We start from the raw sequence: 15,585 nt of genomic DNA on the forward strand, positions 1-15,585 counted from the left end.
GGGTGGATGTGAGGCACGTACATGGGCGCGCACGGCGCGCGGGGGCCGCTCTGGCCGCCGTACTGACATGGGCAGGACTGCTGGCCGGGGCCGCCGGATGCACCTCGGACGGCGGCGGCATCGGCGGGGTGTTCGGCAAGCCACCCGCCGCCGAGGACGTCATCCGCGTCACCCCGGACGACGGGAGCAAGGCCGTCAGGCCGGAGAAGAAGCTGTCGGTGCGGGTGGCCGACGGACGGCTGGAGTCGGTGAAGGTCGTCAGGTCGCAGGACGCGCAGGAGACACCGGTACCCGGCCGGATCTCCGACGACGGACTCAGCTGGCGCCCCCACGACGACCGGCTCGCCCTCGCCGCGAAGTACACGGTCGACGCCGTCGCCCTGGACGGCGGTGGGCACCGCTCGGCCCGGCACACCACCTTCACCACCTACGTCCCCGAAGAGCGCTTCATCGCGTACGTCGCTCCCGAGAACCGCTCGGTCGTCGGCACCGGAATGATCGTCTCGCTGGAGTTCAACCGGGAGATCACCGACCGGGCCGCCGTCGAACGGGCCATCTCGGTGACCGCGAAGCCCGCCGTCGAGGTCCGGCCCCACTGGTTCGGCAAGGAACGCCTCGACTTCCGCCCCGAGAAGTACTGGAAGCCCGGCACCGAGGTCACCGTCGACCTCGACCTCCGCGACGTCGAGGGCGCGCCCGGCACCTACGGCCTCCAGCACAAGAAGGTCTCCTTCACCGTCGGCCGCAGCCAGGTCTCGCGGGTCGACGCGGTCCTGCGGACCATGGAGGTGCGCCGCGACGGGTCGCTGCTGGCCACCGTGCCGATCACCGCGGGGGCGCCCTCCACCCCCACGTACAACGGCAGGATGGTGATCACCGAGATGCTCGACGTCACCCGCATGAACAGCCGCACGGTCGGCTTCGGCGGCGAGTACGACATCCCGGACGTCCCGCACGCCATCCGCCTGACCAGCTCCGGCACCTTCCTGCACGGCAACTACTGGGCGCCGGAGGACACGTTCGGCCGGGCCAACGTCAGCCACGGCTGCATCGGGCTGCGCGACGACAAGGGCGGCGGCTCCGACACCCCCGGGGGCTGGTTCTTCGACCGCAGCCTCGTCGGCGACGTCGTCGAGGTGGTCAACAGCAAGGACAAGACGGTCGCCCCGGACAACGGACTTGGCGGCTGGAACATGGGCTGGAAGAAGTGGACGGCCGGCAGCGCCGTGAGGTGACCCCGTCGCCCCGGCGTCAACTCGGTACGGAACGGTGACATTTCACCAGTCCCCTGAGCCCCTGGCCTGCGGTTACGATGCGCCGGTGCGCGCGGGCGCACCGGGGTGCGGGCCGGACCGGGCCCGGCGAGGGGAGACAAGTTGAACGTGCGTCCGATATCGGGGGCGGTGCTCGCCGTGCTGATGCTGGCGGTCACCGCGTGCGGCGGGGGCGGATCGGGCTCGGGGGGCGGTTCCGGGAACGGCAAGAACGCCAAGGACGGGGACTCCACCGCGGCACAGAGCAAGCAGTCGGAGGCCGTCGTCACCATCGCGCCGAAGAACGGGGCCAAGGCCGTCGACACCAGCGGCGCGCTCAAGGTCGCGGCCGCCGAGGGCAAGCTCACCGAGGTCGTGGTCAAGGACAACGAGGGCGCGAAGGTCGACGGGAAGATATCCGGGGACGGCGCCACCTGGACGCCGTCCACCCACCTGGCCGCCTCCACCACGTACACCGTGCACGCGGTCGCCAAGGACGCCGAGGGGCGTTCGGCGGCCGAGGACTCCCGCTTCACCACGCTGACGCCCGAGAACACCTTCATCGGCACCTTCACGCCGGAGGACGGTTCGAAGGTCGGCGTGGGCATGCCGTTCTCGATCCGCTTCACCCGGGGCATCACCAACCCCGAGGAGGTCGAGAAGGCCATCCGCATCAAGACCGAGCCGGCCGTGGAGGTCGCGGGCCACTGGTTCGGCAACGACCGCCTCGACTTCCGGCCCGAGAAGTACTGGAAGCCCGGCACCAAGGTCACCGTCGACCTCAACCTCGACGGCGTCGAGGGCCGCGAGGACGTCTACGGCAAGCAGGCCAAGACGGTCTCCTTCACCGTCGGCCGCAGCCAGGTCTCCGTCGTCGACGCCAAGAAGCACACGATGAAGGTCGTCCGGGACGGCAAGACGCTCAGGACCGTCCCGGTCACCACCGGTTCGCCCGGCTACGAGACCTGGAACGGCCAGATGGTCATCACCGAGCGGCTCGCGGTGACCCGGATGAACGGCGAGACGGTCGGCTACGGCGGCGAGTACGACATCAAGGACGTCCCGCACGCCATGCGCCTGTCCACCTCCGGCACCTTCATCCACGGCAACTACTGGGGCGGCGACGCCTTCGGCAACCGCAACGCCAGCCACGGCTGCATCGGGCTGCGGGACGTGCGCGGCGGCTGGGACGAGAAGGCTCCGGCCGCGTGGTTCTTCGAGAACTCGCTGATCGGCGACGTGGTCGTGGTGAAGAACTCCGAGGACGCGACCATCGCCCCGGACAACGGCCTCAACGGCTGGAACATGTCCTGGGAGAAGTGGAAGGCCTGAGCCTGCCGGCAGCAGAGCGCGTACGGCCCCGGTGTCCGCCTCCGTGTGAGGTACGGCACCGGGGCCCACGTCGTTGGTCCCCGTGCTGTGCCTGCCTGGGGGGCAACCCCCGGACCCCCGGCCGAGTGTGAGCGACCGCACCGACCACGTTGCCGTTAGTCCCCGTTAACCTGCTGGGCATGACCGTGAATCTGGAAGTCGCCGACGGCGTCGGCACGCTGCGTCTCGACCGCCCGCCCATGAACGCCCTGGACGTCGCCACGCAGGACCGGCTCAAGGAACTCGCCGAGGAGGCCACCCGCCGCGACGACGTGCGCGCCGTGGTGATCTACGGCGGCGAGAAGGTGTTCGCGGCGGGCGCGGACATCAAGGAGATGCAGGCGATGGACCACGCGGCGATGATCGCGCGCGCCCGTGCCCTGCAGGACTCCTTCACCGCGGTGGCCCGCATCCCCAAGCCGGTGGTCGCGGCCGTGACCGGCTACGCGCTGGGCGGCGGCTGCGAACTCGCGCTCTGCGCCGACTTCCGCATCGCCGGGGAGAACGCCAAGCTGGGCCAGCCCGAGATCCTGCTCGGCCTGATCCCCGGCGCCGGCGGCACCCAGCGGCTCTCCCGGCTGGTCGGCCCCTCCCGGGCCAAGGACCTCATCTTCACCGGCCGGCAGGTGAAGGCCGATGAGGCGCTGACGCTCGGCCTGGTCGACCGCGTGGTCCCGGCCGGTGAGGTCTACGCGCAGGCGCACGCCTGGGCCGCGCGGCTGGCCAAGGGGCCGGCCATCGCGCTGCGCGCGGCGAAGGAGGCCGTCGACACGGGCCTGGAGACGGACATCGAGACCGGCCTCGCCGTCGAACGCAACTGGTTCGCCGGTCTGTTCGCCACCGAGGACCGCGAACGCGGCATGCGCAGCTTCGTGGAGGAGGGCCCCGGGAAGGCGAAGTTCGGCTGACCGTCCGGGCGGACGTTCGCCCGAAGTGGGCCCGTAGCACTCGCAATTGACGCGATGTCTGATCCGGGTCCCTCGATGGGACGGTTTATGGCAGCCTTAACGCACCATTAAGCGTGTCATGTCGAGGGAGGCCGCCGCTTGTCTCCGGCCGAGTCGTCCGCCCAGGTCACCGGGGCCTTTCCCGGTGCTGAGCTGCCTCCGGCATATGCCGGTCGACCCCCGTCGGGCCACTCCCGCGCGGGGGTGTATTCCCCGGGAACGGCCCCGGAGCCCCCCAGGGGCGGCCATGATGGGGGCATGGCGGGGCTGGAGGGTACGGAACAGCCGCGGGGAGCCGGACGTGCGACCGCGGCGCGCTGGTCGCCGGCGGTGGAGGACGAACGCGCGCACCAGGCGCTGGAGCTGTTCGGCAACCCCACGGAGCACGAGGTTCCGTTACCGTCCCGCCCCGAGTCCGCCGCCACCGCCCGCCGGCTTGCCCAGGTGGTGGCGCTGCGTCAGTGGCAGCTCGGCCCCAAGGTCACCGAGGACGCCGTCCTGCTCGTCTCCGAGCTGGTCGGCAACGCCGTCCGTCACACCGGCGCCCGGGTGTTCGGCCTCCACATGCGCCGCCGCCCCGGCTGGATCCGCGTCGAGGTCCGCGACCCCTCCCGGGGGCTGCCCTGTCTGATGCCGGTGCAGGAGACGGACATCAGCGGGCGAGGCCTCTTCCTCGTGGACAAGCTGTCCGACCGCTGGGGCGTCGACCTGCTGCCGCGCGGCAAGACCACGTGGTTCGAGATGAGGGTCGTGGACCGGTGAGTGACCGTCCGGGGCCGGGAGCAACACGGTTCACCGGACACGCCACCTACGGGTGAGAATCCGGAACGCGCCGCTCCGCGAACGGGATCGTGGTCCGCATGATCACTCCTCGTCTGCGCCGCAGGGCCGCCGCCGCCGTCCTGTCGCTCGCCGCCGTCTTCGCCACGTCGGCCGCCACCGTCCCGGGCTCGGCCGCCACCGCGACGGCGCCCGCCAAGGCCGCACCGGCCTGCCCCGAGTTCGACGACAAGACCAAGGCCGCCGCCGACCGCGGCGTCGACGTCGACCGCATCACCCCCGAGCCGGTCTGGCGCACCACCTGCGGCACCCTCTACCGCAGCGACAGCCGGGGCCCGCAGGTCGTCTTCGAGGAGGGCTTCCACGCCAAGGACGTGTACAACGGCCAGTACGACGTCGAGAAGTACGTCCTGGTCAACCAGCCCTCGCCGTACGTCTCGACGAGCTACGACCACGACCTGTACAAGACCTGGTACAAGTCCGGCTTCAACTACTACATCGACGCCCCCGGCGGCATCGACGTCAACAAGACCATCGGTGACAAGCACAGGTGGGCCGACCAGGTCGAGGTGGCCTTCCCCGGAGGCATCCAGCGGCAGTACATCGTCGGGGTGTGTCCGGTCGACCGGCAGACCAAGACCGAGATCATGAGCGACTGCGAGAGCAACCCGCACTACCGGCCCTGGCACTGACGCCGCAGCGCGGGCAGATATTCTGACTCGCGTCAGATTCGTCCACGGGGCGAGCAGAGCAGCACAGCCGAGCAGGAATGAGGGGCGGACCGGTGGCGGACATCGAGGAAGCACGCAGGCAGTTCGACCGCATCGACACGGACGGTGACGGATACATCACCGCCGCCGAGTTCAAGAAGGCCCTCGCCCAGGGCGGCGACTGGAACGTCACCGAGTCGGTGGCCGAGGCGATCATCGCCAACCGCGACCTCGACGGCGACAAGCTGATGTCGTTCGAGGAGTTCTGGGCCCCCCTGAACAAGTCCTGAACCCGCTCCACCCGCACGACGGGGGCGCCTACCGGCCGGGCCGGAGGCGCCCCCGTTCGCATGCCTGAGCCAAGACGTTACGTGTGTTCGCCCGCTTCGTTGTCCACGCGAAGGGCCCGCGCCACGCGGGCCCGCCAGAGGGGGGAACATGAAGACATGCCGTGCGACCGGCGCCGGGTGGGCCTGTGACCGCTCTTCGGACCGCTACTCGTTCACGCGAGGCCTGTGCAGGACGCACTACGCGCAAGAGCGCAGGCGCGGTGCGCTGGCACCCATCGACCCGGGCAAGGCCTCGGCGGAAGGCCGCGAGTGCGGCTTCGACGGCTGCGGGAGGGCGGTGTCCGCCAGCGGGCTCTGTAGGGGCCACTATCAGCAGCATCGGAGCGGGAGGCCGCTCGCGCCACTGCGGGCGAAGAGGGAGAACGGCGCCGTCCGCCAGATGGTTCAGCTCGGAGTGGTCGAGTGCCTCCACTGCCGCGAGCACAAACCGGTGTCCGAGTATTCGCGCCTCAACGCGTCGGGGGCTCCGCGACCGTACTGCAAACCGTGCAACGCGGAGCGCGTTCGCCTTGGGCATTACAACCTGACGAAGGAGTCCGTCGGTCTGCTGCTCCTGCTGCAGGAGGGGAAGTGCGCGATCTGTGGGGCGCCGAGCCCGGATGAGGGGGCCATGCACATCGACCACGACCACGCGTGTTGCCCGGGCAAGCGGAGCTGCGGAGCCTGTGTGCGGGGCTTGCTGTGCAACCGCTGCAATTTCGGGGGCCTGGGCTGGTACGAAGGCCTGCCTCCGGAGCTTCGGACCTTCGAGCTGCTCAACAGTTACTTGTCGGATCCCCCGGCGAAGCGGCTGCGGGCGGAGCGAAGCCGTCCCTCAGCCGCATAGCCCGATCAGGCGCCGTCGGCCCATTTCTTGAGCGCAGCCTTGCTCTCGAACGCGGCGACGTTCGTGTCGAGGGGATTGTCGGTGTACTGATGGAAGCGCCACGCGGCCTGGATCCTCGGCTTGCCCGCCGTCACGTAGTCGGCGATCCAGAGTCCGTCACCGGCGTACGAGGTCGTGTCCACGGACAACCAGAAATGCCTGTTGGCGTAGAGGATTACCCGGTTGTCCGGCCGCAGGGCTCTGACCTTCCGGATGAAGCTGTCCTTCTCCGCGTTGCTCGCGTGGGTGCCCTCGCCCGTCGTCTCCCAGTCGACGGCGAGGATGTCACCCTTGCGGTCGGGGGCCTTGGAGACGAAGTACGAGGCCTGGGCGTCGAGGTTGCCCGGCCACAGGAAGTGGTAGAAGCCGACGACGAGCCCGGCGTCGCGGCCGCGCTCCGTCTGTGCCGCGAGCTTCGGGTTGACGTAGGTGCGGCCTTCCGTCGCCTTGACGAAGACGAAGGAGAGGCCGTCCGTGCCGTAACTGGACGACTGGTACGCGCTGACGTCGATGCCGCGCAGCATGGGCCCTCCCTGAGGAGCTGTGGGGGAACGGGAGTTGGTTATTCCCCACCATGGCACGGGTGATCCCCGCCCGAAGCGGAAACGTCGACTTCGCTTGCCCTGGGCGCTGTTGACGCGCGTAGCCCCGTATCGCACGCTGGTCCGGTCCGTGTTCGGCTCGACGGTCGGGAGGCCGGGATGTTCAGACGCGCGTCACGCTTGCTTCTCTCATTTGTCATGCTCATGGCTGGAGCGGCGGCGGGTGTGGGGGTCACCGCCACCGCCGCGCACGCCGACTCCTGCTACACCTGGAACCGCACCCTCTCCCAGGGATCCTCCGGCGGCGACGTCACCCAGCTCCAGATCAGGGTCGCCGGCTGGGTCACCTCGGGGGAGCGGCTCTCCTACGACGGGCAGTACGGCGCCCGCACCGCCGCCGCCGTGAAGAAGTTCCAGGCCGCGTACGGGCTGGGCGCGGACGGCGTCGCCGGACCGGCCACCTTCAGCAAGATCTACGCCCTCCAGGACGCGGACTGCACGCCCGTCCACTTCAGCTACGCGGAACTCAACAAGTGCAACTCCGACTGGTCCGGCGGCGCGGTATCCGCCGCCACCGCCAAGGCGAACGCGCTGAGGACCATGTGGAAACTGGAGGCGATGCGGCACGCCCTCGGGGACGTGCCGATCACCATCTCCAGCGGCTTCCGCTCCCGAGCCTGCAACAACGCCGTCGGCGGCTCGGCCACCAGCCGGCACCTCTACGGCGACGCGGCCGACCTCACCGGATCACCCAGCTTCTGCCGCCTGGCACAGCAGTCCAGGACCCACGGCTTCTCGGAGATCCTCGGCCCGGGCTACCCCGGCCACAACGACCACACCCACGTGGCCTTCGACCCCTCGCCGTACTGGTCGGCGCCGAACTGCGGCATCTGACGTGCCGGGGCCCGGCGCCCGCCCGATACGCTCTCGGGGTGACGCAGCAACGCACGCGCGACGAACGGCGGCCCGCGAACGACGGGCGCAAGGCTGCCGCCCGCAACCGGGCCGCGCTGATCGCCGCTGCCCGGGAGATCTACGCCGACTCCGGGCTGAACGCCCCGCTGTCCGCGATCGCGCGTCGGGCCGGCGTCGGCCAGGGTGTGCTGTACCGGCACTTCCCCGACCGGGCCGCCGTGGCGACGGCGGTCCTGGACGAGAACGTGCGGCAGATCGAGGAGGCCGCGGCGGAGCCGGGAGCGGACATCGCCGGAGTTCTGGGTGTCCTGACGTGGCACCAGACGCAGTCCGCGGCCTTCATCAGCCTGCTGCACGCGGACAGGGCGGGCGAGATGTCCGCGGTCCCGAAGTACGCCTCCGCCCTGTCCGAGCGGGTCGAGCGGGCCCTGCGTGAACACCTGCCGGCAGGGCATCGGCTGGGCGGAGAGCGGGAGGACCTCATGGTCGCCGTCGCGATGGTCTCCGGTGCCGTCACCGGCCCCACCCGTGAGCACAGGGAACGCCGGGCGCTGGCGGCCTGGCGGCTGCTCGGTGTCGAGGTGGGCGCGGTGCGGCCCTACGAGAAGTGACCGGCTGCGCGTTCAGCCGCCGTTGGACTGCCGTACGCCCCGCCCCAGGGCCTCGAAGCCGTACAGATAGCCGCCGGCGGGACCGCTGACGGTGAGGTAGGCCTTGGTGCCTCCGGGCGTGATCGCCACATTGGTCGCGGACTGGAGGCCGGCGGCGGCGCGGGCGGGGACCTCGACGGTCGCCAGACGTTCACCGTGCGGGCTGTAGACGGCCATCGCGGGGCGGCCGTGCAGGGCCTGGTAGAGGTTGCCGTCCGCGTCCACGGCGATCGAGTCGGTCTGGGCGACGCCCCCGTCGACCCGGATGGCGGTGTGCCGTGAGGCGACACCGCCATCGTCGTCCAGGAGAAGGTAGGAGACGCGGTTCTCCGTCAGCTCGCTGAACCACAGTCCGCGGTACCGCGCGTCGAACGAGATCCCGTTCGGCGCCGCCAGCCCGGCCGCCAGCACCGTGGCGTTCTTCCCGGTCCGGTCGATGCGCACCACGCGGCCCTTCGGCTCCCCCTCGGACATGCCGCGGGAGTCGCTGACGTACAGGTTGCCGTCCCGGTCGAAGGCGAGGTCGTCGGGGTTCATGGGGGCGCCGCCGACCTCGCCGGAGAAGAAGGTCCGCGGGTCGCCGCCGTCCGGGGCCAGGCTGACGATGTCGCCGTGGGAGAAGTCCGTCAGGTAGACGCGTCCGTCGTACGGGCTGAACTGCGCTGACGTGTAGGTGCCGCGGTCGTCGGTGTGGACGGCGCGCGACGTCTTGCGGTGGACGTCGACGCGCAGCACCTTGGGCTCACCGGCGGGGGCGGTGACGTCGACGACGAGCAGGTCGCCGTTCTCGTCGAAGGTGGGGCCCTCCAGCAGGGTCATGCCGGTCTCCTCGTGGGGCTGCGTCAGCCGCATGACCTTCTCCGCCCGGACGGTCCTGCCCTCGCCGGTCGCGGCCGGCGTGTCCGCGGCCGGGCCCGTGGTGGTGGCGGTGCCGCACCCGGTGAGGGCCAGCAGGCCGGTCGTGGCGAGCGCGGTCAGAGATCGGATCGGGAGTCGTCGCATGGGGGTCACTCTTCCTGTCCGAGGGATGCGGAAGCTGTCTCGATCGCAACCGGACAACGCTGTCCGGTACTTGCTACGGTAGTGCATGCCTGCTCAAGTCCGGTGCCCCTGCGGCTACTTCACGGACGGAGCGGGCGTCTGGCAGTGAACCGGAAGGATCGAGGCCCCCCACATGACGCACAGCGAAGCGCTGTCCCCCGAGGCGCTGGCCGAGCTGAGGCGGCGCTACCGCCTCGAACGGGAGCGCCGGGTACGGCCCGACGGCGCCCGGCAGTACCTCGCCGCGGAGGCCCGTTTCGGCTACTACGCCGAAGACCCCTACGCGGGCGCGGCGACCGGGCGGGAGCCGCTGCGGGACACCGTGGACGTCGTGGTCGTCGGCGGCGGGTTCGGCGGCATCCTCGCGGGCGCGCGGCTGCGCCAGCAGGGCGTCCGCCGCATCCGGGTCGTCGAGAAGGGCGGTGACTTCGGAGGCACCTGGTACTGGAACCGGTATCCGGGCATCCACTGCGACGTCGAGTCGCACGTGTACCTGCCGATGCTCGACGAGACCGGGTACGTGCCGGAGTGGAAGTACGCGCCCGGCGAGGAGATCCGCCGGCACGCGGTGCGGACGGCCGAGAAGTTCGGCCTCCGCGCGGACGCGTTGTTCTCCACGGCGGTGACGTCCCTGACCTGGGACGACACCTGTGGTGCGTGGACCGTCACGACCGACCGGGGTGACGAGTTCCGCGCGACGTACGTCGTCACGGCCACCGGCACCCTGACCGAGCTCAAGCTGCCCGGCATACCCGGAATCGAGGAGTTCGAGGGCCACACCTTCCACACGTCGCGCTGGGACTACGCGTACACGGGAGGGACCCCGCAGGGCGGTCTGACCCGTCTCGCGGGCAAGCGGGTGGGGGTCGTGGGCACCGGCGCCACCGGTATCCAGGTCGTCCCCGCGCTGGCCGAGGACGCCGGACACCTCTACGTCTTCCAGCGCACGCCGTCCACGGTGGACGTCCGCGGCAACCGGCGCACCACCGCTCGGGACGTCGGCGCCGACCGTGACGGCTGGGCGCGGGAACGCCGCGACAACTTCCTGGGCATCGTCTCCGGCGAGCACGTCGACGACGACCTCGTGGCGGACCGGTGGACCTCGTCGGCCGGCCTCCTGGAGAAGCTCCTGCCGAGTTTCCGGCGGCAGGGGGACCCGGTGGCCTTCGAGGCGGCCTACGAGGCCGCGGACGCCGCGAAGATGAACGAGATCCGGGCCCGGGTCGAGCGGGTCGTCACCGACCCGGACACGGCCGAGCTGCTCAAGCCCTGGTACCGGTACGCCTGCAAGCGTCCCACGTTCTCCGACCTCTACCTCCAGGCCTTCAACCGGAACAACGTCACCCTGGTCGACACCGCCGACACGCAGGGCATCGAGCGGATGACCGCACGCGGTGTGGTGGTCGGCGACACCGAGTACGCCCTCGACTGCCTGATCTTCGCGACCGGATTCTCCGTCGGGAACTCCGGCGTCCACTCCGGCCGACTGCCCGTGTACGGCAGGGATGGGGTCGCGCTGCGGGACGCCTGGCGGGAGCGGGGGCCGCGCACACTGCACGGGTTCACGAGCAACGGCTTCCCGAACCTGATCCAGCTGGGGGGCGTCCAGGGTGCCGCCAGCGTCAACTTCACCCACGTGCTCGACGAACACGCCGTGCACGCCGCGGCGTTGGTCGCCGCCGCCGAGGACCGGGGTGCGGTGATCGAGCCGTCCCGCGAGGCCGAGGACGCCTGGCTCGCGGTGCTGGCCGAGCACGCCCCGGACCACGAGTGGTTCCACGCCGAGTGCACCCCCGGCTACTACAACGGCGAGGGGCGCGGCCGGCCCAACGGCCCGAACGCCTACCCGCACGGCGCGTTCGCCTTCCACCAGCTCCTGGCGGCGTGGCGCGAGACGTCCGTGGGCGAGGTCCTCACGCCCCGCGGGCGGGCGCGGACCTGAGCGTCCGTGGCGACCGGGGACGCCGGAGGCCCGTCAACGGGCCTCCGGCGGAGTCCCTTGACGGGAGCCTGGCCCGAAGCCCGTCAGACGGCGGACCAGCCGTCGTCGACCGGCAGGATCGCGCCGTTGATGTTGCTCGCCGCGTCCGAGGCGAGGAAAAGGATCGCGGCCGCCTGCTCCTCCGGCTGCGACACCCGGCCGAGGTTGACGAAGTGCGGGCCGATCGCCGACGGGCCGTGTGCCGTCGCGTCGGCCCGCACTCCGATCGCGGTCGCCGTGCCGCCCGGGCAGATCGCGTTGGACCGGATGCCGTGGTTGCGGTACATCACCGCCAGCGACTTCGTCAGCCCCACCACGCCGTGCTTGGACGCCGTGTACGCGGCACCCGCCGCGCTGCCGCGCAGGGCGGCCTCGGACGCGGTGTTCACTATGGCGCCCCGGCCCGCGGCCAGCATGTGCGGCAGTACGGCGCGGGTGAGAAGGAAGGGAGCGGTGAGGTTGACCCGGATGAGCCGTTCCCATTCGGCGTCGCTCACGTCGGCCAGGGCCGACATGCTGTCCATGATCCCCGCGTTGTTCACCAGGACGTCCACGCCGCCGAACCGCTCGACGGCCGTCGCCGTGACGCGGTCCACCACGCTCTGCTCACTGAGGTCGCCCGTGACGGCCACCGCGGTGCCGCCCGACCGCTCGATCTCCTCGACGGCCGCCGCGGCCCCGCCGCTGTTGAGGTCGGCCACCACGACTCGGTCGCCCTGGGCGGCGAAGGCGAGGGCGGCCGCGCGGCCGATGCCTGATCCGGCTCCGGTGACGATCACGCCGCGTCCGTTCGGATGGCCGGTGTCGGCGGTGTCGGCGGTGTCGCCGGTCATGACGTGCTCCGTCCGCTGAGGTGCCTGTCGGTGCGGTGAGGCGCCGCGCCACCGCACCGGCATCCTAGCCCCTTCATGTCTCTGAGTGACAGAAAGTTGTGGCGACCGGAACGGGAGGGAGAATGGACGCGGCATCGACGACCACAGGGGCCGGAGGACAGATGACCGCAGCCAGCGGACGGACCGGACGGCCGCCGTTGACCGAGGAGCGGAAGACCGCCATCCGGCTGGAGATCGCCAGGGCGGCGGTCGACCTGTTCGTCGCCCAAGGTGTGGCCGCGACCACCGGAGAGCAGATCGGACGGGCGGTCGGTGTCTCGGCCCGCACCGTCTGGCGCTACTTCCCCACCAAGGAGAGCTGCGTACGGCCGCTGCTGGCGACCGGCGTCGACACGATCGCCGAGGCCCTGCGGCACTGGGAACGCGGACGCCCCCTGCCGGACGCCTTCGGCCAGTTGTGGGCCGACGACGACGCCGCCCTGCCCGGCCCCGACGTCGGCGCCCTGCTCCGCCTGGCCCGGACCGAGGCGGGGTTGCGCGCCGTCTGGCTGCAGACCCACGACGAGGCCGAACCCGTCTTCGCACGGGCCCTCGCCGAGCGGGCCGGACTCCCCGCCGACGACGTACGGCCGGCCGTCTGGGCCGCCATGCTCAACGCCGCCCTGCGCGCGGCGGTCGAGCACCACGCCTTTCGCCCAGCCGGTCAGGGCGCCGACGCCGCGTCCGCGCGGGCGGATCTGGCGACGACCCTGCGGACCGCGCTCGCCGTCGCGGCGGCCGGAATCGTCTGACACGGCGGGCAGCATTTTCAACGGAGCCCTGCTGCTGCGGAGAGGCTCCACCCAGAAGGTCTCGGGTCTGCCGCCTGCCTCGATCGGCTGCTTCTCGGCACCCCATGATTCGCGAAGTGGCACACTGATGTGAGGAAGAGCACACGGGGGGCCGCCTGTCCGCGGGCCCGATGAGAAAAGGCGTGCGGTGGAGAGGCGGTTTGCCATGCGATCCCTGCTGGCGGTGGACGGCTCCGAAGGTCCCGACTCCCTTGCGGACCTCAGAGATTGGCTCAGCGACGAGGCACTGTTGCGTGGACGCGTGCACGTTCCGCCGTCCGCACCCGGTGCGGGCGAACTGGGCGCCTGGAGCGACACCCTCATCGTGGCGGTCGGCGCCGGAGGCGCACTGACGGCACTGGCCAGGGCGGTTGCGGTGTACGTGCGCCAGCCGCGCCGCAGCACAGTACGGGTCAAAGTGGTCGCCCCCGACGGAGCGCGTACGGAACTGACGGTTCAACACGCGAAGAACCTCGACGAGGTCGAGAACCTGCTGCGCACGGCCCTGCATGCGGACCCGGATGCAGGCAGGGAGGCTGTCTCTGGTGGAGCCGCCCCCGCTCTCGGTGGGGCGTCCGAAGCGGAGAGCTGACCATGATGCGCCCACCCGACCCGGCTCGTTCACGCGCTGTTCTGGTCGGCACAGCGGAGTACACCGAGGATGCCCTGCTGCCCGTCGTCTCGGCCGTACGCAACAACGTCCGCGATCTTCAGCGACTGCTCACCGCAGGCCGGCCAGGGGCCTTCTCCACGGAATCCACCCGGATGGTTCTGGACCCGGCCACGCCGAGAGATCTCGGACTGCCGCTGCTGGAGGCCGCGCGCCAGGCCGAAGACGTCTTTCTCGTCTACTACGCGGGGCACGGACTGATCGGCCACGAGCGGCGGGAGTTGTATCTCGGACTGTCCAAGTCCGTCAGCGAGGCACCGTCGTTCACGGCCTTCCCGTTCCAGGGAATCCGCGAGGCGTTTCTGGCCACTCCGGCGCGCAACCGGGTGCTCATCCTCGACTGCTGTTTCTCCGGACGCGCCATCACAGGTGGGCTGTCCGGAAGGTACGAGCCGCTCATCGACCAGATGGAGATCACTGGCACCTATACGCTGACGTCGGCAGCCGCCAACGAACCGGCCCGCTTCGAAGACGGCGAACGGCATACCGCGTTCACTGGTGAACTGTTGCTCACACTGCGGGACGGCATTCCCACCACGTCCTCGACCGACGTCACACTGGGTGCTTTGTTCCGGCACCTCAAGCGGGTGCTGCCGGCCAAGGGTTTACCGGAGCCCCAGCAATGCGGCACGGACACCGCAGAGTTCCTGATTCTGACCCGGCCCCGCCCGGGTCCCAGACGGGGACCGGTCACCGAGGCCGAGGTCGGTGGGCCTCCCGGCAACCGGGAAGGGCTGCTGGCCCGCTGGGACCTCGGCCGCCGCCGTGGCGAGGCAGGCCAGACCGGCGAGGCCATGCGTCTGCTGAACGAAGTGCTGCCAGATCTCACCAGGACGCTGGGGCCGGACGATCCGGTCACCCTCGTCGGGCGGATCAACCTCGCCTACTGGACCGGGCGAGAGGGCGACACCGACGAGGCGCTCAGGCTGTCCACCGCCGCCGTCGGCGACATGACGCGCGTGCTCGGTCCGCACCACCGCGCCACACTTGTGGGCCAGAGTCAACTCGCGCATTGGATAGGTGAGTCGGGGAGACACAAGGAGGCGTTGAGGCGCACCACCTCAGTCCTGACCGACCTTGTGCGTGTCCTGGGCCCCGACGACCGCGAGACCCTCATCGGGCGTGCCCGGCTGGCTCGTTGGACCGGGGAGTCCAGTGACCCGTCCGCGGCGGCGCGGCTGACCGATGAACTCGTACCGGATCTGTCCCGCGTCCTGGGCGCGGAGGACCGGGAGACCTTCACCGGGCGTCTGAACCTGGCCCAGTGGACGGGCCGGGCCGGTGAGAGCAAGCGTGCCATACGCCTGCTCACGGAGCTGGTGCCCGACGTGTCCTGGGCCCTGGGACCCGATGATCGGCACGCCCTTCTCAGCCGCTCGCGACTGGCCCACTGGTCGGGCGCCGCGGGACGGCGGCGCCGGGCACGGCGGCTGTTCGCCGCCGCCGTACCGGATCTCGAGCGGGTACTGGGGCCCGACGACCGCGAGACCCTCCTCGCACGCAGCCAGCTCGCCCACTGGACCGGGGAGACGGGGGAAGCCGCGGAAGCGGTGCGCATATTCGTCCTGCTGGTGAGCGACATCGCCTGGGTCCTCGGTTCCGATGACAGGGCCACGCTGGTCAGCAGGGCGCGGCTGGCCCACTGGACTGCGGTACAGGGTGAGGTGGGTGACGCCATTCGCCAATTTCACGCGGTTCTGCCGGATCTCAACCGCATACTGGGCCCGGACGCTCCCGAGACGGTCGAGAATCGCGCGCTGCTGGCCTTCTGGCGCAAGAAGGCGGACCGGCGGCTCAAGGAGCAGATCTTCTACGGCACCGGGCCCCGTGGAGGCTCGCCGTGAATC

General features: G+C 70.8%; 16 protein-coding genes. 13 read left to right on the top strand and 3 right to left on the bottom strand.

Annotated features, from left to right (window positions below; translation table 11 throughout):
* Positions 1–8: 8 nt before the first annotated feature.
* The 7 genes from OIE75_RS26035 to OIE75_RS41475 all read left to right on the top strand — a co-directional run bounded on the left by OIE75_RS26035 (position 9) and on the right by OIE75_RS41475 (position 6,237).
* Positions 9–1,235, top strand: coding sequence for a L,D-transpeptidase (locus OIE75_RS26035; protein ID WP_307015191.1), 1,227 nt, complete (start codon positions 9–11; stop codon positions 1,233–1,235).
* 141 nt (positions 1,236–1,376) lie between these two features.
* On the top strand, positions 1,377–2,585 hold the full coding sequence (locus OIE75_RS26040; RefSeq protein WP_393567645.1) for a L,D-transpeptidase: 1,209 nt from the start codon (positions 1,377–1,379) through the stop codon (positions 2,583–2,585).
* Between the two features lie 179 nt (positions 2,586–2,764).
* Positions 2,765–3,532, top strand: coding sequence for an enoyl-CoA hydratase/isomerase family protein (locus OIE75_RS26045; RefSeq protein ID WP_122617576.1), 768 nt, complete (start codon positions 2,765–2,767; stop codon positions 3,530–3,532).
* 297 nt (positions 3,533–3,829) lie between these two features.
* Positions 3,830–4,333, top strand: coding sequence for an ATP-binding protein (locus tag OIE75_RS26050; RefSeq protein ID WP_307015192.1), 504 nt, complete (start codon positions 3,830–3,832; stop codon positions 4,331–4,333).
* A gap of 98 nt (positions 4,334–4,431) precedes the next feature.
* A complete protein-coding gene (locus tag OIE75_RS26055) occupies positions 4,432–5,043 on the top strand; it encodes an ADP-ribosyltransferase (protein WP_307015193.1) in 612 nt (203 codons plus the stop codon).
* 92 nt (positions 5,044–5,135) lie between these two features.
* Positions 5,136–5,351: an EF-hand domain-containing protein gene (locus tag OIE75_RS26060; protein WP_064729931.1), complete on the top strand. Its 216-nt coding sequence runs from the start codon at positions 5,136–5,138 to the stop codon at positions 5,349–5,351.
* A gap of 439 nt (positions 5,352–5,790) precedes the next feature.
* On the top strand, positions 5,791–6,237 hold the full coding sequence (locus OIE75_RS41475; RefSeq protein ID WP_443078390.1) for an endonuclease domain-containing protein: 447 nt from the start codon (positions 5,791–5,793) through the stop codon (positions 6,235–6,237).
* A gap of 5 nt (positions 6,238–6,242) precedes the next feature.
* Here OIE75_RS41475 and OIE75_RS26065 read toward each other — a convergent pair whose 3' ends face one another.
* Complete coding sequence (locus OIE75_RS26065; protein ID WP_329472272.1) at positions 6,243–6,800, bottom strand: GH25 family lysozyme; 558 nt, start codon at positions 6,798–6,800, stop codon at positions 6,243–6,245.
* Positions 6,801–6,977: 177 nt separating this feature from the next.
* Here OIE75_RS26065 and OIE75_RS26070 point away from each other — a divergent pair, with 177 nt between their 5' ends.
* Both OIE75_RS26070 and OIE75_RS26075 read left to right on the top strand, forming a co-directional pair.
* The gene (locus OIE75_RS26070; protein ID WP_307015195.1) at positions 6,978–7,712 is read left to right on the top strand and encodes a D-Ala-D-Ala carboxypeptidase family metallohydrolase; all 735 of its coding nucleotides are present in this window, start codon (positions 6,978–6,980) and stop codon (positions 7,710–7,712) included.
* A 38-nt stretch (positions 7,713–7,750) separates the two neighbouring features.
* Positions 7,751–8,344, top strand: a complete 594-nt coding sequence (locus OIE75_RS26075) for a TetR/AcrR family transcriptional regulator (RefSeq protein WP_307015196.1) — start codon at positions 7,751–7,753, stop codon at positions 8,342–8,344.
* 12 nt (positions 8,345–8,356) lie between these two features.
* Here OIE75_RS26075 and OIE75_RS26080 read toward each other — a convergent pair whose 3' ends face one another.
* Positions 8,357–9,385, bottom strand: a complete 1,029-nt coding sequence (locus tag OIE75_RS26080; RefSeq protein ID WP_329472273.1) for an SMP-30/gluconolactonase/LRE family protein — start codon at positions 9,383–9,385, stop codon at positions 8,357–8,359.
* Positions 9,386–9,557: 172 nt separating this feature from the next.
* Between OIE75_RS26080 and OIE75_RS26085 the strand changes: the two genes are divergently transcribed.
* Positions 9,558–11,366 (top strand): flavin-containing monooxygenase, encoded by a 1,809-nt coding sequence (locus tag OIE75_RS26085; RefSeq protein WP_329472274.1) that lies wholly within the window; start codon positions 9,558–9,560, stop codon positions 11,364–11,366.
* An 83-nt stretch (positions 11,367–11,449) separates the two neighbouring features.
* Here OIE75_RS26085 and OIE75_RS26090 read toward each other — a convergent pair whose 3' ends face one another.
* Positions 11,450–12,238, bottom strand: a complete 789-nt coding sequence (locus OIE75_RS26090) for an SDR family NAD(P)-dependent oxidoreductase (RefSeq protein ID WP_329472275.1) — start codon at positions 12,236–12,238, stop codon at positions 11,450–11,452.
* 161 nt (positions 12,239–12,399) lie between these two features.
* Between OIE75_RS26090 and OIE75_RS26095 the strand changes: the two genes are divergently transcribed.
* The 3 genes from OIE75_RS26095 (at position 12,400) to OIE75_RS26105 (ending at position 15,582) form a co-directional block, all read left to right on the top strand.
* Positions 12,400–13,029 carry a TetR/AcrR family transcriptional regulator gene (locus OIE75_RS26095; RefSeq protein ID WP_329472276.1) on the top strand — a complete coding sequence of 210 codons (630 nt, stop codon included), beginning with the start codon at positions 12,400–12,402 and terminating at the stop codon, positions 13,027–13,029.
* A 205-nt stretch (positions 13,030–13,234) separates the two neighbouring features.
* Positions 13,235–13,660 carry an effector-associated constant component EACC1 gene (locus tag OIE75_RS26100; RefSeq protein WP_329472277.1) on the top strand — a complete coding sequence of 142 codons (426 nt, stop codon included), beginning with the start codon at positions 13,235–13,237 and terminating at the stop codon, positions 13,658–13,660.
* A 2-nt stretch (positions 13,661–13,662) separates the two neighbouring features.
* Entirely contained in the window at positions 13,663–15,582 is a 1,920-nt protein-coding gene (locus OIE75_RS26105; RefSeq protein WP_329472278.1) for a caspase, EACC1-associated type, read from the top strand.
* Positions 15,583–15,585 lie beyond the last annotated feature (3 nt).

Source organism: Streptomyces sp. NBC_01723 (assembly GCF_036246005.1).
Taxonomy (GTDB): Bacteria; Actinomycetota; Actinomycetes; order Streptomycetales; family Streptomycetaceae; genus Streptomyces.